We start from the raw sequence: 21,049 nt of genomic DNA, 5'->3' as shown, positions 1-21,049 counted from the left end.
AGGCGTAAAAAAAGCCACTTAGATTTCTCTAAGTGGCTGATTTCATTGCTTTGTACTGGTGGAGCCGGCGGGAGTCGAACCCGAATCGTTGCTTTGTAAGTCATTGATTAAATTGAATTAATAAAGCGTAGTTGCTATTGGGTTGTTATTATTGTTTTATTCAATACTGAATTATTGATTGTCTAGTATTTTTATTGTCAATGCTTTTTATAAAAATATTTAAAACATTGAATATTTAAATGTTAATAAAACTTACAAATTGGATTAAATAAGACATAAATTGTAAGAATATGCTTTATGTTTGTTGTTTTTTCTTACATGGCGTATAAATATTCTTACATTTTTTAGGTGTGTTTTTTATCAATTTCTAAGGGCAATAATATGAAAGATGGTATTTATCATGTTCGTTTTTCATCTTCTATGGGTAGTGCAGGGGAAGGGTTAGTTGTAATTAAGGAGGGGATGGTTAATGGAGGCGATGCTGGCTACCTTTATATCGGGCAGCTTAGCCATACTGCTGAGGCTTTAACGGGTAATCTTAAAATAAAACGCTGGAAACATGGCCATACCTCGGTCTTTGGTCCTTTAGATAGTTTTGATTTGAAACTTAGTGGGCCTAAGTCAGAAGGTAATTCTTTCTCCGTATCGGGAGGAATGATAGATCATCCAGGTGTTTCTATTAAAATCGCAGGTGATTTTTTAGCTAATGCGGCTTAGTTTTTTGCATTTAAGTACTCAAAAATATTTATACTTTTGAGTACTTTTTCGTATTTATCTTAAAAATTGGATGAATCTATAGTTCTATAGATTTAAATGTTAATTGGCGGTAAATAGTTGTACTGCTTTGTTCCCCGCTTCAATGTTGGCTTCTGGCATCCATTTTCCGTAAATTCGAGCAATCATTGTCCAGTCACTATGGCCCATTTGTTGGGCTACCCACATCGGATGCTCTCCTGCTGACAGCATCATCGAGGCGTAGGTGTGGCGGGTTTGATAGGGGCGGCGGTATCGGACTTTTGCGCGCTTTATCGTAGGAATCCAAAGCGTCTTTCTAATCGCTTGATCGCCTTGCCACGGTTCACCTGAGCGAGGGTTTAGCCAAATTCTGCCGGACTCATGAGTTAATGAATGGGCTTTTTGTTCATTAATAGCCGTTAGGGCAGGGGCTAGTAATTTAATGCTGCGTATTCCTGATTTTGTTTTGGTGGTCTCGGCTTCATCGCTATGCTGAGTAATTGCCTTATTGATGCGTACAGTTCCGCGTTTCCAATCAATATCACCCCATTCTAGCGCCACCAGTTCTGATGGTCGGATGCCTGTCCAGAAAGAGAATTGTACTTGATTGTAGGCCGCCCCCTTAAGTACACCTAAGATGCTGGCTTGTTCTGAGGCGGTGAATGGATCGACATCATCTACAGGTTTTGGGGCGTCTTTACGGCGATAGTTCCAGCCGTAAAGCGGGTTGTTTTCAATCATTTCATCATGGGTTGCATCTTGCAGTGCTACGCGTAGCGGGCTGAGAATATTTGCAATTCGTTTATTTCCTACTTTAGTCATTGAGTCGCACCATTCACGCAGATGATTACGCTTTAAGTCTGCTAGCTTCAGTTGGCCAAATTGAGGAATGATGGTGTTGTTAATGATTCGCTGATAATCCACAAATGTACTGGTTTTTAAGCTTGTTTTTTGTCGCTCAAGCCAGCGTGTCAGGTAGGACTCTAGAATCTCTGTTTTACCTGGTGTTTTGGAAAACCGTTCCGCCAGTTTTGATTGTGGGAAAGTAACAAGGTAATCAAATGTGCCATTTGCTATTGCTTGTAAAATGGCATCTCTGTGCCGTTGGGCTGCGGCTAAATTAGCGGTCGTGGGCTTGAGCTGGACACGTTCACGGCATTGCATACCTTGATAGCTGAAGCTGATTTGAATTGATGTTGCACTGGCTGCTTTGACGCCTTCGCCATCTCTACCCATCTTTCGTACTCCTCTAAATCAATAAGTGTTTTCATGCCGCTGAGTGTTAAAACTTCTCTGCCTTTGAGCCAGTAACCGTTTTTTATTCGAGACCAAACGGCCTGCGGTGTATCCCCGGTGATTTCGCAATATTTATCAATGACTACATAGCGTGTTGAGTGCTGCATATCTTCCCTTCGTTCTTTGCCTTGGATGCGCAGGGTTTTTTTCTACGTTTTAGGTTGTGAGATTGGCCCGATAAATTCAAAGTTCGCCATGCCATAAGTTAATCGTTCAGGGTTGGCGATATATAAAATCTGCCATGTTTGTTGGTGGTGAGCCCGCCACCAGTAGTGGCCGCTCTCGGTGAGTTCAGATATCCGCTTTATTTCCATTTATCCACCTGCGATGCGCCGGGCTTTTTGTTTCGTGGCGTTATGACCTTGCCAGTCCCTGGCGCACTCTTCGCAGCAGAACACCGCATCATTGACGGCGACCGCGCTGCACCAACGGCATTCCCCGCTGGGCTGAGGGGTTTTATCTTTGCTTAGCTTTGCATTGACGTAGTGGGCTGCGATGGCATTGCAGCGCATCAGCTCTGATACGTCGCTGGCTTGGTCTATCTTGTCGCTCATGGTTCAGATTCCTGTTCAGATCGATGAATGATTAAGCTGCTTACGTCGGGCTGGATGCGGCAGGCGTAGCAGGGCCTTGGTCGTGCTTTAAATTTTGTTTTTGGCGTCGATATAGGCCTGAGCACCGTACTTCTGAGCGTTGATTCTTGCCCGTTCACTCAGATCCGGCGGGGCCTTCTCTTTTCTTATGCCTTTATCATTAAGTGCCTGATCCAAAGTGCAGGAAACAGTTAATGCCACATGACCTAGGGTCGAAGGCTTCGCCCTCTCCCTACGCTTGCGCTTCGCTTCAGCGGCAAAGGCCACCCCTAAAAACACGGCTTCTTGTTTCTGCTTTTGGGCGCGCTTCATTTCGGCCACTTCGTGCGGGCTGTATTCAATATGCGATGCGCCCTTAAATGGGCCTTTTTGGGCCTGGCAAGTTTTACCCAGCCGGGCTTTGCCTTTGGCACCCCATTGCACCTTCCAGCCTTCCTTATGGGTGAGCACCTGGCCGCGCTGGCTTTTTACGCCGCAAATCACCGCAACTACTTCGCCGTAGCCATTGATTTGTTCACGTTTCACCAGCTCCAGCGGGTCGTTTTCCATGGCGACCATATAGGCTCTGAAGTCGCCTTTGTCGGCAGCGTCCCATGCGCTGCCTAAAATACGGGTAGGGCAAACGATCTGGCCATCAAGATGTAAATCACGTAAAGCAGTGAGCGGGGCCAGTACATCGGCGCGGCCCGACCGCATGGCCTTCATGGCTTCGGTAATACATGGCTGAAGATTGCCGTCGATTAATCCCTTTGCGGCTTCAGCAATGGCCGGCTCTTTATCCAGCGCAATCAGCTGCTCTAACAGGGTTTCGGCGTCTTTGCGCACGCGGCGGGATTCGCGGTAAGGCGTGACCGGCGCGGTGCCAAACATCTGAAACTGACGACGGCCTAAAATACGCGCCCAGACCGTTGCACGCTGTGCGCCGCTGATGGCACTCATGCCCGCCTCGGTATCACCGCCTACTTTGTAGCCGTCGATATTTTTAGCGATGTAGGCGATGGCATAGGCCACAGCGGCGTAAACCATATCCTGGCCTTTGCGAGGCTTGATGGCGTCGATTTTTACGCGGACTTTCTGAGCGTTTTTTTCATTTGGTTCGGCTTGCAGATACTTATCGCGGATGATCTTCAGGGCTTCGCTGGCGTGCTGCGGTTTCACAAAAAAGATTAAGTGCCAGTGCGGGGTGCCGTCTTTGTGTGGCTCTAAGGTGCGCAGCCCCATAAAATCAATTTCGGCTTTGCTAAATTGGGTACGGCATTGCGCCCAGCATTGGGTCAAATAGCTGGCGGTTTGTTGTTGGCTGTAGCCATTCCATTTTTTATTGAGGATCAGCTTTAAGTGCGGTTTTTCGCCAACGCTGGTGCAGCGGTGGTAGCAGCCTGGCGCGGTCAGCGTGATGGCATAAGCGCGGTAGCCCATTTCTTGCGCTCGTTCGGCCATGCCCTTCATGCGGACAATTAACTCGGTGCGTTTGTTTTTGCCGTTGGCCATACTGCCTGCCAGTACATCGGCCATATCGATGACTTCACCATCGGGCGAAATCGCCACCGCCTCTGCCATAGCCACCGCGCTTTGCTGGGCGCGGATGACCATTCGTTCTAAATTCCACGGGCTGACATAAGCCTGTTCTTTACCCATGCCGATCCCGTAGGAATAAGCGCGGGCTTCGGCGGCGCGGATAGCGAGCGTACGCAAGCGCTTGCTCCACCATTTATCGGACTTGATCCTGGCGGCCAGCTCCAGCACATAACGGCGCTGGGATGGTTTCATTTTTTGGTAATCAAGATGCTTTACGCCGTGCTCAGGTAAAACGATCCAGCCGCGAGCCACCACCATTTCCAGCAGCTCCAGCGGTGCTTCGATATTTGAGCAACGAACGGCAAATTCTTTCGCCTTGGCGCGGCACTCGCTATCTGTGGCGGTTTCCAGCCATGCCTGCAAATTGAATTTGGGATTCATTGCGCGGTCGCCCTGGCATACCAAGCGTTTTGCAGCGTGGTTTCGCCTTCTGCGATGACGCTACCCAGCAAGCCGCGTATTTGTTTCAGTTTGGCGGATTCACGGGGTAGATCAAATTGATTCAGGCGGGCCATTCGGGCATGGATGGCCGCGTCGGCTTTTTGTGCCCAGGCGAGTAAATCGGCCAGCTCTTGGTTTTCTGCCTGATTCAAGACAGGTAAAGGCTTGCGCTGTGGTTTCAGTGTGGCGAGGACTTCTTCACCATCATCCGCATAGATAAAAGCAGGGCGTTCTTGTTTTACTTCTGGCAAAGGCATGGCCGGGGAGTTTCTGACCATGGCTAAAACCCGGCTTCGCGCATCCACATTGATCTTTGTTGCCACACAACGCTTAGGTTCTAAAGCGCTGACTGGTAAATCAATCCTTGCTTGTAACTGCTTTGCGAGAGCGGCCATGTTTTATCCAGACGTGACAAAGCCCCTGCGGCTGTTAAACAGGCGCGGGGAGGCTTAGGTAAAAGGGGGATTACTTCGGGTTAAAGCGCGAGGGTGAGTTGCTGTTCTTTAAACTTTGGATCATTAGAAGGGGGAAAGTCTGTCCACTTAAAGACTTCATGATCTTCGCTGTACTTGGCGACCCTGGCTTCTGTGATCTGGAAGCCTACTTTTAGCCTGGCACCACAACATCGGCAGCCGATTTGGGCGGTAGTGGCTGTTGGAGTAATCCGGACGCTGGTTCGCGTATGCGTTTTAGAATTACAGTATGGGCAATGAATCTCTACGGCCATGATGATTACTCCAAAGCTAACAAAAATTACAAAAGCAAAAGGCAGAGCCACAAACGACTACCATTCGTCGGGTAAAGCGCTTATATTTCACAGCGTCACTTAGGCGCGTCTTAGGCAACTGTTAGTTGTTCTGTATTGAGTAAGGCGATGTCTTCGAGGTTTTCCAGTTCTTCCTCGGGTACTTCTATACCGCGAGATGCCAAACCCTCTAATAAGAGCAATCGGCACATAGAAGCAACTGATCTTGATTCTTGCTTGGCGATGGCACTCACGACAGGGTGTTCAATTTCCTTGAGGCGTAAATTAATTCCTCTGCGGCTAAGCATGCCGCGTGGTGCCCTTGGCATGCTTTGATCGCCTGAATCGTTTTCTTCCATCGTTTAAGTTACCATTAAGGTTATTTAGAGTGTCACTAAGCGACTTATCAGAATCTATGGATCAATTATCTACAACACCTACTACCTCGTCAATAGTAAAGTCTGACATGTTGGATATTTCTATCCGTTTTAAAGAGGAAAGAAAGCGCTTAGGCTTATCTCAAAAAGAGGCCGCGAAGGCGCTTGGCGTCTCGATTAGCTCCCTTGGAACTTATGAAAGAAACCAAGTAACGCCGCTTGTTTGGGTACTATTGCCACTCTATAAATTAGGTGCTGATATTCAGTACATCGTGACGGGAGAACGTGCTTTGGGAGTTCTGCCAGAGCCAGAGCAGAGGCTGATTACTGCATTTCGATCTGCCTCATCTGATGGGCAAGCCGCAATCCTCACTACAGCAACAGCGCTGTCTGGTGTGGTAACAGCAAAGAAAGAACAGAAATCAGGCACAACCCAGATTTTTAATGGTGAGGTCGGCCAGAACATATCAGGTGGATTTAAAGGCGACCATACCTTCCATTTTGGTAAGAAATAGCCCAGAAATACCCATAGTAGTAGTGTAATCAAAAGACCATAAAAAGCAGCGACCTGAAACAGGCCGCTGCTTTTTTATTGGGGGGGCGAATCTGCATTTTGCAGATTTTTTTTATGGCTAAATAAAAATGAAAGATCAATTTTTTTCAAACGATGTTGCTATGGTTACCAGTAAAAGTATTCAGATTAACCATGCTCATTTTCACAGCTCTGCCTCTCCCCGATTACTCTTGGCCGCCTGCATATTGCTGTCTTTTGCGCTGGGTGTGGTGACGGGCAGGGACTATTTGCCTGTACGGTATTCTCCAGAGGATAAGCCCGTCATTACAGAGCAACAGGTTGATTCACTGGTGCTGACAATTAATGCGAGTTCGGCGGTATAGATCGCAGGTAAACAAAAGCCCCTGACTGGCAGGGGCTTGGTTATAAGTGGCTGTGCGAATTAGGCAACTAATCGAGCAGCGGTTGCATCAACATGCACTTTATCAAAAGCGCAGAACAAGCCTCGTCCATCCTCTCCCGCTTCAATAATTCCCGCATCGCGTAGCTTTGTAGCATCGCGGTGTACCGCTTTGACATCCCGGCCTAATTTTCTGGATAGCTCGCGTACAGACAGCTTGTCGGATTCAAGCAAGGCATGGAGCAAAGCCCAGCGGCCACCGCCTAAAGTATCAAACAATTCTTCTGCACTATTGAAGGCGACAATTTCGCCTTGAACTTCACCATTCATTGCCGCAAGTGCTCGGCGTGTGACTTCCGCCCGGCTCATTACGGTGAGCGTTAATGTATTCATATTTGCTCCTTTAAAATCATATCAACATCAGCCCAGAAGTCGTCCAGTAGCTTTGCCGCATCTTGAAATTCATAATTAATTTCATCTTGCCCAATGTGCTTGTGATCGCCTTTGCCTGCTTCATTATCATAACGAAGTAAACAAACACCATTTCTCACAAGGGCAAGGCTGTATTTTAGCGTGTGCAGGCTGGCTCTTACTGGCTGTGGCACTTGCCATATCTTTATGGCAGCAAAGGCATTCTCAGAAACTGGCTGCCTTAAGTTCATCATTAGCTTTGCTTTCATTGTTGTTAGTATGGACAACGCTTTGTCTGTTGTCAATGATGATAACGATTGTGTTTTTGTTCGCTAGTCCTGCCAATATTTACCTGTTGATTAAAAAATACAGATTCTTGATATGTGTGGATTTTAAAAGCAGAGTGATATCATTTGCAGAAGTAGTTTCTGAGTATTTTTCATTTTTTAGTAAGTTTTATACTCTATAAGGATATATATTTTGATTAATGATCTGAAAAAATTAGTGCGTACTGGTGATTTAGTTTTACATTGTACAAAAGTTAAAATATGGCAAGAGCTAGGTCTTCGATTATCTGGGTATGGCACTATTAAAATAGACTCAATGGGGCAATTGAAATTAGAGTTCATTTGTATTGAAAAAGAAAATATTCCTCGAATACTATTCTATTTAAATGTCCCTGAGGATGGACTAATTCAAGAGCAGCAGCTTTACCTTGAAGTTGAAACCTTAGATGGTAGCTGCTATGAATCAAGAGGTTTTTCTATTCGCTTGGATTTTGGTATGGAAAACTCTCCTGTTGTGATAGAGGTTCTTTTGTCATCAATCTCTTGCACAACAGTTTTAAATATAGAAAACGAAACACAGAATCATCTTTATTTTGAGTTTTCTGAGTATTTTGATATCCCAGCAAATAAATCGAATAAAGAAGAGTCAACTTTGGGTTCGATCTCTGTTTCGCGGAATCAGAGCGTTATTGATTGTGATTCTTTTTCTATTAATTTAATTAAAATGAAGGGGTATGTAACTGCAGTGGTATCAGGTTGTTTTGATGTAAAAAATGTTCTTGAATGTTTGAAGTTTTATATTGGATTTAGTTGTGGTTCAATGCCTCAGCCTTATTATGTTTGTGAAAGAACTGGGGTTGAGATTGTAACAAAAATTTGCTCTATAAATAATAGTTATAGAAATAAAATTTCATCTAATCCTATGGTTAGTAATGTAGGGGGTGATTATAACAACAAAGAGTATCATTATCAGTTGTTTAAAAACATTTTGAATGTACGATCTGAAAATAGAAAAGTTTACGACAGTATTTATTCTCAATGGTATCAAGTGTGGTATTCGTTTCAGTCAATCAATAGTATTGCTGCTTTGACATTGTCTGTGGCTATTGAAGGATTGCTGCTTGATATATTTATTCCGATAATTGAGACTAAAAATAGAGATGAAGATTTAGATGCAGATGTGAAAAAAATTAAAGAAATTATATCTGATCTTGAAATTGATATTGAATACAAGGTAACATTGCATAATAGTATTTCATATTTAAAAAAACAGACCGCAGCAAAGGCTTTGAATTATTTAATAGATAGAGAAATTATAACTAAAGATGAAAAAAAACTATGGAGTGATTTAAGAAATGCATGCGCGCATCCAAAAATAAAGGATGATAGTCCTGCCGTTGAATTAGTAGAACGTGAGCGAGTGCTGTCTTGCTTGAATCTTTTTCATAATCTTGTTTTTAATGCACTGTCTTATACTGGGCCGCGTAACTATTTTAGAGTGAAAAATATATCACGTGATTGTGATTTTGTTACACACATAGCAATTTAGAGTGTCTATTTAGTAACATTTACCCATCCACTTCACTGGCCTTTACTTCCAGCTCCAAAGCCGTGGTGTAGCCGCTATCGGTCAGGCTGTGTGTAGCGCGGCTGATGATCCAGTTTTGTTGGTCAATGATGGGCTTAAAGCCTGAAACGCTGGCGGGCAGTTCGGGGAAGAGTTCGGGGCGGCCATAGGCGAGGGTGATTGAGAATTGAGCCACGCCGCGCTGCAGTTTTTCCCATTCGGCTTTTGCGGCCCGTTCGGCGTTGGTTTTGCTGGCGTAAACGTGTCTTAGGGTTTTGACATTATCGTCCGCGCCTTGGATCACTTCACCTTGCCCTGGGCCTGATTTTTTCCTGGGTTTGCGTTTTACGGTGGTGGTTTCTTTCTTGGCCGTTTTGGTGTTTTGCCATGCGGCTTTCACGCCGCTATATGCGCCCCGGTCTGCAATACCAAAGCGGTGACTATCGCCAGACTGGCGCGTAATCAGCACTTTACCCAGGGGCTGGCCGCTGGCCGTGGTGGCTTGGCCTGCTTTCATAAACAGCAGGCTGTTATCTTTGACCGTGGCAATGGCGTCAAACATCAGAGCAATGCGGCTTAAAAAGCTGGCGTCGCTTTCGCTGGTCTGGTCGATGTGGCGGATGGCTTGCCCGGCTAAGTCTGGGCCGATCCGGTGCTGGATCTTATTTTGTTTGGCGATGGTTTCCACAATCGCGCCCACGGTGGTTTGATGCCAGGAGCGTTCTTTCTTAACCGACAAGCCTGCGCGTAAATCGGCACTGCGGGCGCGGATGGTGAGCTGATCCGGTGCGCCGCTGTGTTCGACTTCATCCACCGTATATTGGCCTTTATCGACTAGGCCGCTATCCGACCAGCCCAGCGACACACTGACCACGGCACCGCGTGGCGGGATTTCCAGCAGGCAGTCGCTATCATCCAGCGTGATATCGAGCTGGTCCGCTTCAAAGCCGCGATTGTCTGTCAGGCTAACCGACACCAGCCGGTCGTTCACCAGTTTAGAAATATCTTTACTGCCGACTAGGATTTTAAAGCGCGGGGCTTTGTGGCCTTCATTCATTGCAACAGGCCCATGATGGTTTCGAGCGGGTCGGATGTGATCCGCTTCAGGCTTAAGTTAAATTCAATCTTGCGGGCTGAGCCGTTCTTGTAAAACAGGCTGCGGGTGGTTTTGATGGATTCGATCACGTACTCGCCATAAATCCAGCCGGTGCCTTCAATTAAAAAATACGCTTCCCCCGTGTCGGCCATTTCTTCCAGCGCCAGCAAAGACACCTCGCCCGCATTCAGTTCTTCATACAATACGCCGCTCAGCGCGATGGTTTCCGCATCCGGCCCTAGAAACTGATTCGCCGGGCCGATACCGATCCGCGTCTGGCTGGCGTGCCGCCATGACTTTGACTGCTCTAAAGTTTGGTAAGGAGCGCTGGCCAGCTCAAATACAAACATACCTAAGACCATCATCATCAGTCGCTGTCTCCTAAGCGTGAACGGCTGCGCACTTGCTTCTGGCGGTCGGCTTTGGCGATTTCTTGCGCGACCAGTTGCGCCAGTGCTTGTTCGTTCATGCCTGGCGCCGCATTAATCGTGATCTGGATCGCTGGCGCTTGGCCGTAGCTGCTTTGGGTGGACATGGGCGGGCGCTGATCCAGTTGGATATCGGCCATGGCTCCTAAGCTGGTGCCGCCAATCATCAGGCCACCGGCAGCGGTTGCCATTTTGCGGGCCATGTTCCTGATGGTATCGAGTGGCGCTTGCTGGCTGTCGCTTAAGCCTTTGTCTAAGCCCGCGACGGTATGCCGCCCAATTTGTGCAAACACGCGGGAGGGCGAGTGGATATCAAGCGCCTTTTGTACCGGTTCGGGCAGCATTTTGGCCAGCTCGTAGAATTTGCCTTTTAACCAGTCCCACTTACCGGCGATCCCTTGCCACAAACCGTCGACCATCATCTGGCCATAGCCGGTAAAGGTGGCGGGGAGTTCCAAACCAAACCAGCTGAAGACCTTGGCAAAGGCGCTGTAAAACAAACCCAGCGGCGACCAATTGAGAATTAATGCGCCGATCCCTGAAATGCCACCATTAAACGCTTCTTTGATCTGATCCCACAGGCCACCAAAGAAGGCCTTAATCGGCTCCCAATATTTGTAAATCAACAGGGCGGCAATGGCGATACCCGTTACCAATAAGCCGATAGGATTCATCAGCAGGGCGCGGCCCATAAATAGTGCGGCATTACCGGCCAGGCTTAAAGCGCCGGTCAACAGGCCATAACTCCATGTGGCGGCTTTGGCTAACACTGAGCCAATACCCATTTGAATATTCATCGTGGTCAGGGCAAACCGAACCATGGCAAAGGGGCCTAACAGCGCCGCTGCGGCCAGGGCTAAGCCGCCCAGAATGGCAACGACTGCCGCTACTGATGCAGAAACTTTTACGATGGTTGCTGTGAGCTCGGGATTAGCCTTCATCCATTCGCCTGTTTTGCGGATGACGTCAGTGATATTTTGCAGCAGCTCGCGCAGGGGGCTGTTGCTGCCTTCAAACATTTCAATGCCCACATCTTCCCAGGCTGATTGCAGCGTCTTGATATCGCCCGCCGCGTTGTCGCTCATGGTGGCTGCGTTTTTACTGGCTTCTCCGGCGGATTGTCTGAGGGTGGCAATCAGTTCTTGCAGCTTGCCGCTACCAGCTTGCGCGGTGAGCACTTGCAAAGCACTAAAAGCTTCTTCACCAGCAATATGCTTAAAGTATCCCGCCCGCTGGGCGTTCCCCATGTTTTTGGTTTTGGCTTCCAACTCTGCAAGGATCGTCGGCAGGTCGCGTAGATTGCCCTTTGCATCTTTGGTCTGTAGGGCGAGTTCTTTGATGGCTTCTGCGGCCATTTTGGGTGGGGCCGCCAAGCGGGACATAATGGCGCGTAAGGCGGTGCCGCCCATGCTGGCCTGAATCCCTGCGTCGCCTAGCTTACCGGTCATGGCTGCGGCGGTTTCCAGATCCACGCCCAGACCGGCAGCGACCGGCGCAGCGTATTTCATGGTTTCTGCCAGCATTCTTAAATCGACATTCGAGCGGGTGAATGTGCCGACCAGTACATCGCCCGCGCGGCCCATCTGTTCAGCGTTCAGCTTAAAGCCGGTCAGAATATTAGAGGCCATATCGGCAGCGGCGGGCAGTTCTACCCGTCCGGCCTTGGCTAAATCAAGTACGCCAGGCATGGCCTTTTGAATAGCGGTCGGATCAAAGCCCGCCATGGCTAAAAAGCCTTGCCCCTGTGCGGCTTCGTTGGCGGTAAAGCTGGTGGCCGCGCCTAATTCTCGCGCCTGTTTGCGTAAGGCCGCGAGCTGGGGGCCGTTTTTATCTAGTCGGGTGAGCGCCTGTACGCTGGACATTTCCGCATCAAAATCTAAGCCCGGCCCCATCACCCGCTTAGCTGCATACAGCGCACCGCCACCCGCAACGGCCATACCCGCACCGGCTCCCGCCAGATTGTTTCTGACGTTCATGCTTCGGTCGTAAGTTGCCCGGGCGGCATGTTGGCGCTGCATCTGTCGGCCTAAGCGTTCCAGCTGCTGTTGTTCTCTTTGCAGGGCGGCGCTGGTGCTGGTGGCGTTTTGTCGTAACTCGCGCTGATGCTGGGAGAGGTTGCGCGTAGAAATACCCGCCGCATTTAAGGAGGTGCGCAGGCTTTGTTGCTGGTTGACCAGCTGAGTGTGGCGGGCGGCCAGTTCCGCCGCTTCTTTTTTAGCCCGGTTAAATTCAGCGCTCATTTGCCGGGTTGGATGGGCCGTGGCGGCCAGACTTCTGCCCAGCGCCGTGGCGCGTTCCTGGGCTGCTTTCATGTGCTGCGAGGTCTGGGCGGTATCGCGGGTCAGCTTTTTAAACGAATCAATCTGGCCCTGGGTTTTATCCAGTGCTTTCATTTTATTTTTAAGTTCGCTGACTTGCTTTGCAACCGCCTTGCTTTGATTCAGTACCCCTTTAAACGGCGCGGTAAATTGATCAATTGCTTTTAACACCACTTCTAATCGTAAATTTCGCGCCGCGCTCATTAGTGCTCCTGTGCCAATCGTTCTAAGGCAATATTTTTGTATTCCTCGCTTAACTCACAGCCCAGCCAGTCGTAGCCTTCCAACTCCGCCGCCAGCAGGGTCGAGCCTGATCCGGCGAAAGGGTCCAGAATTAAACCGCCTGGCGCGCAGATCTTGATCAGATCGCGCATTAAATCGGTGGGTTTGCCGGTGATATGGAACTTGTCTTTTTGTTTGACCACTTCCTTATAAACGCCGCGCAACACGCCCACATCGCGGGCCAGTGGCATATCGCCTTTACTGCCCCACACAATGTATTCCGCCTGATTTCTAAAGCGCCCCATCTGGGGGCGCACGCCTTCGCCCTTATCCCAGACCGCAATGCCGCGCCAGGTAAAGCCTGCAACCTGCAAAGCGTCGGTGGTCAGCGGCAATTGTCGCCAGTCGGTGAATAAGCAAATGGGCGCACCGTCTTTCATGACGCGCAGGCATTCAGACAACCACAGCGTCATCCAGCGCAGGTGGGCGCGTTGGTCGCGGTGATCGCCGGTAAATTCAGGGTATTTGCGGACGGTGTCGTTGTTTTGGTATTTCTCGCTTGTACTGCGATGTTTAGAGCCGATATGTAAGCCGCCCGAGGCATAAGGCGGATCAGTGATCAGCGCATCAACCCGGGCGGCGGGGAGGGATTCTAAGAAGGGCAGGCAGTCGCCTTGGTGGAGGAAATTTTTCATGTATTGTTTTCTGGGTTGTATCGTTTGCGCGCTTCTTCGCGCCATTCCATCAGCTCAGAGATCGTCATGGTGTTCATCGCCTCCGGGGGCCAATGAAACACCATGGCGATATCGGCCATGGCTGAATTTACGCTTGCGGGTAGTCCGCTTTGGCGTCCTTCTGCAATAAAAAACCGGCGGTAATCCCGGCCAATTGCAGCAGGTCGGCGGGGTCCAGATTGCGGACATCCTGCTCGGTGAGCGCAGGGTCTGAAATACGCGGCAATACCCGGGTGATGGCTTCCACATCCATTTGCAGCAAGTCGCCCAGCTTCACGCCACGCAATGCGCCGCTTTTGGGTTTGATGAGGGTAATAGAGCGGATCGTTTGCTCGCCGCGCGTGATGGGTGTATCGAGTTCGACGGTGTTGGGGTTTTTTTCTTGAACATTCATTTGGGTTTAAATCCTTTTAATTACAGGCCAATGGCGCTGCGCATTTTTGCGAGGCGGTCGATACCGTCGATGATTTCAATCATGTTGACCGTATCGATTTCCACCAGCGTTTTGCCGTTCAGGGTCAGCTTGTAATAGCTGAGGGAGCTGGCGACTTTGAACTCGGTGTCGTCGCCCGGTTTGGGGCTGCCCATATCGATTTCTTTATGGCGCCCGCGCACAATCACCTCGACCGCATCGACTTCTTCCGAGTCTTCCCGCTGATAGCCACCGGCAAAGCGCAGCAGCACCGCGTCGTGCGTAGCCGCGCCAAAGCTGGCGAGGATTTCGCGCATAAAGCCGCCGTAGGTCGCCGACATTTCGAGCTTTTCAAGTCCGAGGTCGATATCGACCGTGCCGCTCATGCCGCCGCCCCGGTACTCTTCCATCTTGCGGCTGAGCTTGGGCAGGGTCACTTCCGTAACCTGTCCTGCAAAATTGATCCCATCCATAAACAAATTGAGGGCTTTTAACTTACCTGGTAAAGCCATATTGATTCCCCTTGATTAGCCGACGCTGGCGCTAAAATTCATCAGATATTGATCGGTGATGCGCTGGCGCAGCTCTAAGTTTTCCAGAGGGGGGACGGGGGTGTAGTCGTAATCGATGGTGAGCTTGCCCGCCTTCAGATCCTCTTTCCCGTTGGCCTCAACATCCAGCCAGGCGTTAAAGCCCAGCAAGTAACCCGCCGAAACCCAGGCGCGGCCCTTTGCATTAATCCCTTCCAGAATGTCTTTGGCTAAGCTTGGCGTCATCGGCTGATCGATGGCCCACATATGCGCCTCGCCCATGGTGTCGGCGATGACTTGGGCACTGCGGGTGTAGTTCTCAAACATAAACAGCGGATCAGTAGACAGGGTACGGTTGCCCCAGAACACAAAGCCTTTGGCGCGAACAATGGTGGTGATGTCTTTGCTATTGAGCAGGCCCGCGTCGGTGTCCGGGTCTTGCAGATCCCAGAATACGTCCTGGCTTAAGCCGGTCACGCCATTAATCACCACATTGGAAAGCGTCTTATGCCAGCCGGTTTCCTTATCCAGTTTGGCGCGTAAGCCGATGGCGTAGGCGACGGCTAAGTCGAGGCCTTCATCATCCAGGCCGGACCAGTTGGGGTTCTTAAAGTCTGGCCAGATCATCATTAATTCGCGCTGGCCAAAGTTGGCGCGGTATTCCAGCGCTTCTTCCACGCTATTGCAGCCGCGAGCGCTGATATAGGCAAAGCCGCGCAGCTTCTGGCAGATGGTTGCCAGCTCATTGGCGACCAGTAAAGTGTCGTAGCCTGGCACCCCTAAAATACGCGGCTTTACATGCACGATGCTGTTGGCTGCGAGTAGCGCTTTAAGGCCGGTGAAGCGGCCCGTTTCATCGGTGCCGCCGATGATGTTCTGCTCGGTTTCTTTTTCGTCTTTGCCTTGCTCGACGCGCACCATGACGACAATCGGGCTGGTCTGTTTAGCAATGGCATTGAGCGTGCGCAGCATGGTGCCTTTCGTGCCTGCTTTGCCAATGGCTTTTTGTACGTTGGTGATCAGTACCGGCTGATTGAGCGGGAAGAACTTTGCATCTGCATCGGGGGCGGTGCAGACCAGGCCGATGACGGCGGTGCTGATGGTTTGAATGGTGCGCGTACCCTCGTTAATCTCGATAACGCGCGTACCATGGTGGAATTGATCGCCCATGATTTCCTCGGTTTGAATTGACCGGGCCATCATGGGCGATTCTGTTTTATTTGGCTTTCACTGGGGATTGTGAAGCATTGAACGACACCGCTTAGGCGGGTGTTTCGCTTAAAACCTGCGCTAATAAGCTTTCAAGCCGTTCTACTTTTTCATTTAAGGCGAGCAATTGATCGTCAGCGATGACTGGTGGTGAGTCTAAAACCAGCGGGATGGGCTGAGCTTCCGTGATCCATTTTTTACCATTCCAGACCGCCCCTTCAAAATACGGCAGCAGGGTGAAGCCTTCAGGTATCGGGCCTAATGTATCCAGCACACGCGCCGCGCCGTCGCTGGTCTGGTAAGCGATCATCTTCCGGTAGTCTTCGATCAGCGCCCAGCACTGATCTGCCTTATTTCGAATGATGGCTTTGTTTTTAGCGGGTCTGACTTTGGGCGCATCCAGCACTGCACCGGCAGGCAAGCCGCAATCTTTAGACACCCACATTTCAGCCTTGCCGATATATTCGAGCGTGTGGGTATCGTGGCAGAAGCAAGGCACGATGCCGTCGTGGCTGGCAAAGCCGTCCTGATCGAAGGAAACCGGCGGCAAGGGTTTTGTTTCTGGTTTGATTATGTTCTTAAGCATTGGATTATCCCCACCGTACGATGTAATTAAATGCGACGTTATCCGGGTGTGTTCTGCCCTGTGGGCCGTCTACCGTAGCCCGTGGTTGGGGTCGCACATAGTTAACACCTGGCTGGCCCCCTCCCCCTGAGTAAGGCAGCCAGCCGCCATCATCAAAGGGGACGGTGTGCTGGTGTTCGCCCACATTGGCGGCCTGATAGCTCAATACGGTTCGCCCCGGATCAATACCGCGCCCCGCATCCCAGCCTGAGATATACATGCCGCGCAGGTCGGGCAGGGTGGCACCGTAGAGCGAAGCAAGGACAGGGGCTTCGGCTGGGTTAATGCCCTGGCCCTGTAAAAAGATCCAGCCAGCGGGCGGGGTGTTGCTGGGCCATGGGACGGGGACGCCGGTTGGTACGCCGAAAGAGCCATCGAGCAGCTTGTCAGCCGTTCGGCATGAGTCAACACGTACACCATGGGTATTCTCACCATTCCAGCCCATTAAAACGGGGAAGGCTTCTCTCCAAGGCTCGGTGGCATTGGCTACGCTAACTCCACCGCCACTGGGGGATAAGCCATTGCTGCCGTCAAAGATCACATGGCCGTTGCCGTAGTTTTGCCAGCGCAGCAGGCTCGATACGCCATCGTAATCTCTGGCCCTATCCGCAATACTGCCCGCTGGATCGCGTGATTTTAAGTAATAGGTATGCAGCTGGCTGGTCAGAACACGGCCATCGCTGATCGACATGATTTTAGTCGGCAGGTTGCCGTCGCCATTGGTGGTAATGCCAAAGTGCAACTCGCCCCAATTGGCCGCTGTACCCGCGCCCTCTGCCCAGATGGCGGCGACATTGGAAACGGCGGAAACATCCCTGAATGAATCCCAGGTAATCGCCCCTAAAATTTGCTTGGTCGCGCTGGGGTTCTTTTTTTCAAACACCACCCGCGAAAAATCAGCGGCTTCGGTAGCTTGATTCAGCGTCAGGTTTTTTGTCAGCAGCGTACTATCCTGGCGCATCTCCCAGCGCCCCAGCGCTAAATCCCCCTCGCCCGTCATTTGAAAGACGATGGACGCCCCGTAAGCGTAGCCATTGCGATAGGTGCCGATCCTGCTCAGGATCGAATAGCCTTGGGAATACTGGGTTCTTTGTGAGACAAGCCAGGACGCTTTGTTGTCCAGGGGAAATTGGGTGTAATTGTGGAATGCGCCCTGTGTCCAGCTATACAAACCGCCTTCAGAAAACAATTCCGCATTCGAGTTGTATACGCCATTGATAGAAAGTGATTTTCCTAAATACGCTCCAAGTATTGGGTATCTTTCATCCGCTTCGCTCTTCAGGTAATAGTGTTCACCGTGCGGGTTAGGCGCGTTGACGTGCTCTTGAATCAGCCCCCTGGTTTCACCTTCGGTGGTGTATTGCGGGTGCGGGTCTGCGGCCTGGCTGTGGGCGCTGTCTGCTTCATCTGCATGATGGATCGCTTCATCGCGGCCACGGTCTCCCTCTTTGACTGCGGCGGCGCTGAGGTCTTGCCTTAGGTCGGCGTTGGTTTTGTCGGTGATTTTTTTGTTGTAGTAATCTTTTGAATGCGGATCGTCATCGGCAATATGCTGCTTCATGGTTTCTTCGACCAGCTCAATGCTGGCGATCCCAATATCCTGGCTGACGCTGATAGTGACGGCGGCGGTGTTGCTGACGACAAACACCATTCTTAAGGTTTGCACCTTGCCCGAGCCTTCTTCTAATTGCGGCTTGTAGCTGGCCGGGCAGTTGGCGACGGCGATCAGGCCGCCTTTGTCGTCATAGATCCCCATTTCCCGAATCCACCAGCCGCCGATATTCTCTTTAATGATGAGTTCAGCAATCACTGTGTTTTTGCCCGCTTCGGATTTGAGCGAGTTTAAAGCGCTGCGGTAGTTCTCTTTGATCAGCTGGGTTTGGTTTTCATCCGGGGTGGTGTCGTTGCCGCCGCCATCGCCTACGGCCATTTTTTCAATATGGATGGTCTTTTTTTGCGCGGTGGCTTCGGCGATCTGGGCTTCGCCGTAGGTGGTCAGGATTGCAAAGTATTTTTGGCTCATAGGGTGTCGATTGCCTTGGGATAGATGTTGATGACTTCGCCCTGGTATTGGCCGACGCCGATATAGATCAGGCCGCGTGGCTCGACGCTGATATTCATTTCTATTAAATGGCGCGAGAGTGGCTTGGCTTCATCGATTAAGTAATTCAGCTCGATCTGGGTTTCTTCGGTAATGCCGTGCTCTACGGTTTTGACTTCCAGCCTGAAGGTGCCACGCGGGCCGACGGGGTTTTCTTCCCACCATTCGGTGATCTCTAAGCGATAGCCCAGCGGCTCGACGATGCGTTTAAGTGCGCCGATGGTGCCCTTGTGCTGATGCACAAAGAACGATTGCCGGATCACCTCCCGCTGCACCGGCTCGCTCCAGTTTTCATCCCATCGGTCCACTGAGAAAGCCCAGGCTAAATACGGTAAGGCGGCTTTGGGGCAGGTGTCGGCATTCCAAAGTGCCGCCAGCAAAATGGGCAATTCCTGGCCTGATTGGCAGCTTTGGGCGATGGCGCGCTCTAACTTGCTTGATCCGGTCGGCAGCAGTGATTTAGTCATCGATGCCGCCGACGCTGATTTCCACGGCGGTGCAGTGCGCGGCCTGTGTTTCATCAAGCACCACATCTTTAGCCGGCGACACGAGTTCGACCCGCTGCACGCCTTCCACATGCAGCGCGGCAAAGATGGCTGATTGCCGGATATCGCGCCCCATGCGGCGCTGGGTGCTGATGTATTTTTTAAGCTGGGCGTGGGCGGCTTCTAAAATCGGGCCTTTTTCCGGGCCTTGGTAAAGATATAAAACGGCAGTGACGGCGTAATTCACGATGCTGGCCGACTGCACGGTAAGCCGGTCGCCCACGGGGCGCACATCTTCGCCCGATAGCAGCAGCCTGACTTTGCTGAGCAAATCAGCAGGGGCGCTGCCGTCGCCATCATTCGCCAGCACGCTGACCACCACTTCACAGGGCAGGGGACTGATCGCGCTGGCGTCGGCCACACGGGCGTCCGCCGATAAAGCATGGAAGATATAAGCAGACCTTGGTCCTGCCACGCTTAAGCCTTCAAAAGCCCGCTGGCCCCGTGCGCGTAATGAATTATCAGATTCTAAAACCGCATCGGTGGGCGGTACCGCGTTTGGATTGGCTGGCGAGATGACAAAGCGCTGTACATTAAAATTAGCCACCAGATGGTCTAAATCGGTCCCCTGGCTAAACGCCAGCATACAAGCCGCGCCGCGCTCGTTAATGCGTTGCCGCTGGATCACTTCACGGTAAGCATTCTCTTGTAACAGCTTGGTGAGTGGTTCAGATTCCAAAGTAAGCACGGCGGCTGCATCGGGATAGAGCGCAATCAGTGCCGCTTTGCGTTCATTAAAGATCGTTTCAAAATCCAGCGCCTCGATCAGGTTGGGCGGGGGCAGGCGGGAGAGGTCTACTTCTTGGCTTTTCATGGCTTAGGCTCGCAGAGGAATAGAAAGCGCCACCGGCTGCTGGCCGCGCGGACCATCAATGCGCTCGGCTTCTACGGTGACGCTGAGTGCGCCGTGTTGCTGGCTCTGCTCTAAAGTGACGCGCTGGGCGCGGATACGCGGTTCCCACTTTTTAAGCGCGGTGGCGGTTGCAGCCATGACGCGTAAGCGGGTGGCCCCGTTTAAAGGCTGATCGATCAGCGCGGGGATTTCAGAGCCATAGTCGCGGCGCATTAAGCGGCTGCCCAGCGGGGTGGTGAGCACATCGGCCACTGATTGCTGGATATGGGCCAGATCATCAATCGCATGGCCGCTGTGCTTGTTCAGGCCCGCCATTAGGTTGGCCCGCCGGTATTGCTGCCACCGTGTTCTACGCCACCGTGGGTATGCGAATCCAGAGCCACGCCATTACTGGTGATCGCGCCACCGCTTTGGGTAATCGGGCCGGTGATCGTGGTCGCACCGCCCCCTTCCCCGCCAGTACCGCTCATGCCTGCGGCGTAGCTGAATGCGCCAAGCACCGCCGCCTTCCCTTCAAATGTGCTGTCGCCCTTAATGACCAGATCACCACCCACGGTGAGATTGCCGGTGGTTTCAGTTTCCGGGCATTCAGCAGTGATTTTTACAGAGGCTTGAATGATGGCGGTTTGAATGCCGGTGGCACTGAGTGCGCCGCTGTCGTGGTTGTAGCTGACCAGCGCCCCGTCCGGAAAGACCACACAAGTGACGGCGGCGGCTGAGCTGGGCGCAGGCATCGCATCTGAAAACAGCCCAGGCAACACCACGCCCGCGCCCACTTCGCCCGACTGGCTCAACATAACGACTTGCTCGCCGATGCTGGGCGGACTCCAGCTGCGGACAGTACCGGCCCGGCGGGTCAGCCACGGCAGCCAGTCGGTCAGCAGCTCGCCGCTTTGCACACGGCAGAGCGCGTTGGTGTGATCCACTTCGGCCACGGTGCCGATGCGGATCAGGCTTTCTAAAATTCGGGAATGTTCGGCTGTTTGATTCATTGCGCCATAGTGCCGCGCCGGTGCGCGATGTTCACGCACG

At 51.2% G+C, this 21,049-nt stretch carries 25 protein-coding genes; 4 read left to right on the top strand and 21 right to left on the bottom strand.

Annotated features, from left to right (window positions below):
* The first annotated feature begins 381 nt into the window (after positions 1-381).
* Positions 382-717 (top strand): GrlR family regulatory protein, encoded by a 336-nt coding sequence (locus VN23_RS12350; protein WP_046352068.1) that lies wholly within the window; start codon positions 382-384, stop codon positions 715-717.
* A gap of 99 nt (positions 718-816) precedes the next feature.
* On the opposite strand, the gene VN23_RS12345 is transcribed toward VN23_RS12350, so the two are convergent.
* The 5 genes from VN23_RS12345 to VN23_RS12325 all read right to left on the bottom strand — a co-directional run bounded on the left by VN23_RS12345 (position 817) and on the right by VN23_RS12325 (position 5,717).
* A complete protein-coding gene (locus VN23_RS12345) occupies positions 817-1,971 on the bottom strand; it encodes a tyrosine-type recombinase/integrase (protein ID WP_046352067.1) in 1,155 nt (384 codons plus the stop codon).
* 374 nt (positions 1,972-2,345) lie between these two features.
* Positions 2,346-2,585 carry a hypothetical protein gene (locus VN23_RS12340; protein ID WP_046352066.1) on the bottom strand — a complete coding sequence of 80 codons (240 nt, stop codon included), beginning with the start codon at positions 2,583-2,585 and terminating at the stop codon, positions 2,346-2,348.
* Positions 2,586-2,672: 87 nt separating this feature from the next.
* A complete protein-coding gene (locus tag VN23_RS12335; protein WP_052746600.1) occupies positions 2,673-4,583 on the bottom strand; it encodes a replication endonuclease in 1,911 nt (636 codons plus the stop codon).
* Positions 4,580-5,038 (bottom strand): hypothetical protein, encoded by a 459-nt coding sequence (locus tag VN23_RS12330; RefSeq protein WP_046352065.1) that lies wholly within the window; start codon positions 5,036-5,038, stop codon positions 4,580-4,582. Before VN23_RS12330 ends, VN23_RS12335 begins: the two co-directional genes overlap by 4 nt.
* Positions 5,039-5,480: 442 nt before the next feature.
* On the bottom strand, positions 5,481-5,717 hold the full coding sequence (locus tag VN23_RS12325; RefSeq protein WP_156455195.1) for a hypothetical protein: 237 nt from the start codon (positions 5,715-5,717) through the stop codon (positions 5,481-5,483).
* Positions 5,718-5,803: 86 nt separating this feature from the next.
* Between VN23_RS12325 and VN23_RS12320 the strand changes: the two genes are divergently transcribed.
* Together VN23_RS12320 and VN23_RS12315 are read left to right on the top strand one after the other, a co-directional pair.
* Positions 5,804-6,280, top strand: a complete 477-nt coding sequence (locus tag VN23_RS12320; protein WP_052746599.1) for a helix-turn-helix domain-containing protein — start codon at positions 5,804-5,806, stop codon at positions 6,278-6,280.
* Between the two features lie 127 nt (positions 6,281-6,407).
* Complete coding sequence (locus VN23_RS12315; RefSeq protein WP_046352063.1) at positions 6,408-6,662, top strand: hypothetical protein; 255 nt, start codon at positions 6,408-6,410, stop codon at positions 6,660-6,662.
* 59 nt (positions 6,663-6,721) lie between these two features.
* Here the strand turns inward: VN23_RS12315 and VN23_RS12310 are convergent, their stop codons facing one another.
* Both VN23_RS12310 and VN23_RS12305 read right to left on the bottom strand, forming a co-directional pair.
* Positions 6,722-7,072, bottom strand: a complete 351-nt coding sequence (locus tag VN23_RS12310; RefSeq protein ID WP_046352062.1) for an HVO_A0114 family putative DNA-binding protein — start codon at positions 7,070-7,072, stop codon at positions 6,722-6,724.
* On the bottom strand, positions 7,069-7,344 hold the full coding sequence (locus tag VN23_RS12305; RefSeq protein WP_231743253.1) for a toxin-antitoxin system TumE family protein: 276 nt from the start codon (positions 7,342-7,344) through the stop codon (positions 7,069-7,071). The genes VN23_RS12310 and VN23_RS12305 overlap by 4 nt, the downstream gene beginning before the upstream one ends.
* 226 nt (positions 7,345-7,570) lie before the next feature.
* Here VN23_RS12305 and VN23_RS12300 point away from each other — a divergent pair, with 226 nt between their 5' ends.
* A complete protein-coding gene (locus VN23_RS12300; RefSeq protein ID WP_046352060.1) occupies positions 7,571-8,926 on the top strand; it encodes a hypothetical protein in 1,356 nt (451 codons plus the stop codon).
* Between the two features lie 19 nt (positions 8,927-8,945).
* Here VN23_RS12300 and VN23_RS12295 read toward each other — a convergent pair whose 3' ends face one another.
* The 14 genes from VN23_RS12295 to VN23_RS12235 form a co-directional block, all read right to left on the bottom strand.
* Positions 8,946-10,001: a phage late control D family protein gene (locus VN23_RS12295; protein ID WP_046352059.1), complete on the bottom strand. Its 1,056-nt coding sequence runs from the start codon at positions 9,999-10,001 to the stop codon at positions 8,946-8,948.
* On the bottom strand, positions 9,998-10,408 hold the full coding sequence (locus VN23_RS12290) for a phage tail protein (protein WP_046352058.1): 411 nt from the start codon (positions 10,406-10,408) through the stop codon (positions 9,998-10,000). Before VN23_RS12290 ends, VN23_RS12295 begins: the two co-directional genes overlap by 4 nt.
* Positions 10,408-12,990, bottom strand: coding sequence for a phage tail tape measure protein (locus tag VN23_RS12285; protein ID WP_046352057.1), 2,583 nt, complete (start codon positions 12,988-12,990; stop codon positions 10,408-10,410). The genes VN23_RS12290 and VN23_RS12285 overlap by 1 nt, the downstream gene beginning before the upstream one ends.
* Positions 12,990-13,703 (bottom strand): DNA-methyltransferase, encoded by a 714-nt coding sequence (locus VN23_RS12280; RefSeq protein ID WP_046352056.1) that lies wholly within the window; start codon positions 13,701-13,703, stop codon positions 12,990-12,992. The genes VN23_RS12285 and VN23_RS12280 overlap by 1 nt, the downstream gene beginning before the upstream one ends.
* Positions 13,700-13,822 carry a GpE family phage tail protein gene (locus VN23_RS21530; RefSeq protein ID WP_082752769.1) on the bottom strand — a complete coding sequence of 41 codons (123 nt, stop codon included), beginning with the start codon at positions 13,820-13,822 and terminating at the stop codon, positions 13,700-13,702. Before VN23_RS21530 ends, VN23_RS12280 begins: the two co-directional genes overlap by 4 nt.
* Positions 13,823-13,830: 8 nt before the next feature.
* Positions 13,831-14,136 carry a phage tail assembly protein gene (locus VN23_RS12275; RefSeq protein ID WP_046352055.1) on the bottom strand — a complete coding sequence of 102 codons (306 nt, stop codon included), beginning with the start codon at positions 14,134-14,136 and terminating at the stop codon, positions 13,831-13,833.
* Positions 14,137-14,156: 20 nt separating this feature from the next.
* Complete coding sequence (locus VN23_RS12270; protein ID WP_046352054.1) at positions 14,157-14,666, bottom strand: phage major tail tube protein; 510 nt, start codon at positions 14,664-14,666, stop codon at positions 14,157-14,159.
* A gap of 15 nt (positions 14,667-14,681) precedes the next feature.
* Positions 14,682-15,854: a phage tail sheath protein gene (locus VN23_RS12265; RefSeq protein ID WP_046352106.1), complete on the bottom strand. Its 1,173-nt coding sequence runs from the start codon at positions 15,852-15,854 to the stop codon at positions 14,682-14,684.
* 91 nt (positions 15,855-15,945) lie between these two features.
* A complete protein-coding gene (locus tag VN23_RS12260) occupies positions 15,946-16,479 on the bottom strand; it encodes a hypothetical protein (RefSeq protein ID WP_052746598.1) in 534 nt (177 codons plus the stop codon).
* Between the two features lie 4 nt (positions 16,480-16,483).
* Positions 16,484-18,541, bottom strand: a complete 2,058-nt coding sequence (locus VN23_RS12255) for a phage tail-collar fiber domain-containing protein (protein WP_062654894.1) — start codon at positions 18,539-18,541, stop codon at positions 16,484-16,486.
* Positions 18,538-19,086 carry a phage tail protein I gene (locus VN23_RS12250; RefSeq protein ID WP_046350627.1) on the bottom strand — a complete coding sequence of 183 codons (549 nt, stop codon included), beginning with the start codon at positions 19,084-19,086 and terminating at the stop codon, positions 18,538-18,540. Before VN23_RS12250 ends, VN23_RS12255 begins: the two co-directional genes overlap by 4 nt.
* Positions 19,079-19,978, bottom strand: coding sequence for a baseplate assembly protein (locus VN23_RS12245; protein ID WP_046350628.1), 900 nt, complete (start codon positions 19,976-19,978; stop codon positions 19,079-19,081). Before VN23_RS12245 ends, VN23_RS12250 begins: the two co-directional genes overlap by 8 nt.
* 3 nt (positions 19,979-19,981) lie before the next feature.
* Complete coding sequence (locus VN23_RS12240; protein ID WP_046350629.1) at positions 19,982-20,332, bottom strand: GPW/gp25 family protein; 351 nt, start codon at positions 20,330-20,332, stop codon at positions 19,982-19,984.
* Positions 20,332-21,048 carry a phage baseplate assembly protein V gene (locus VN23_RS12235; RefSeq protein ID WP_231743251.1) on the bottom strand — a complete coding sequence of 239 codons (717 nt, stop codon included), beginning with the start codon at positions 21,046-21,048 and terminating at the stop codon, positions 20,332-20,334. The genes VN23_RS12240 and VN23_RS12235 overlap by 1 nt, the downstream gene beginning before the upstream one ends.
* Position 21,049: the final 1 nt, after the last annotated feature.

This window comes from Janthinobacterium sp. B9-8, assembly GCF_000969645.2.
Taxonomy (GTDB): domain Bacteria; phylum Pseudomonadota; class Gammaproteobacteria; order Burkholderiales; family Chitinibacteraceae; genus Iodobacter.
This window is presented reverse-complemented; position numbering and strand designations above follow the sequence as displayed.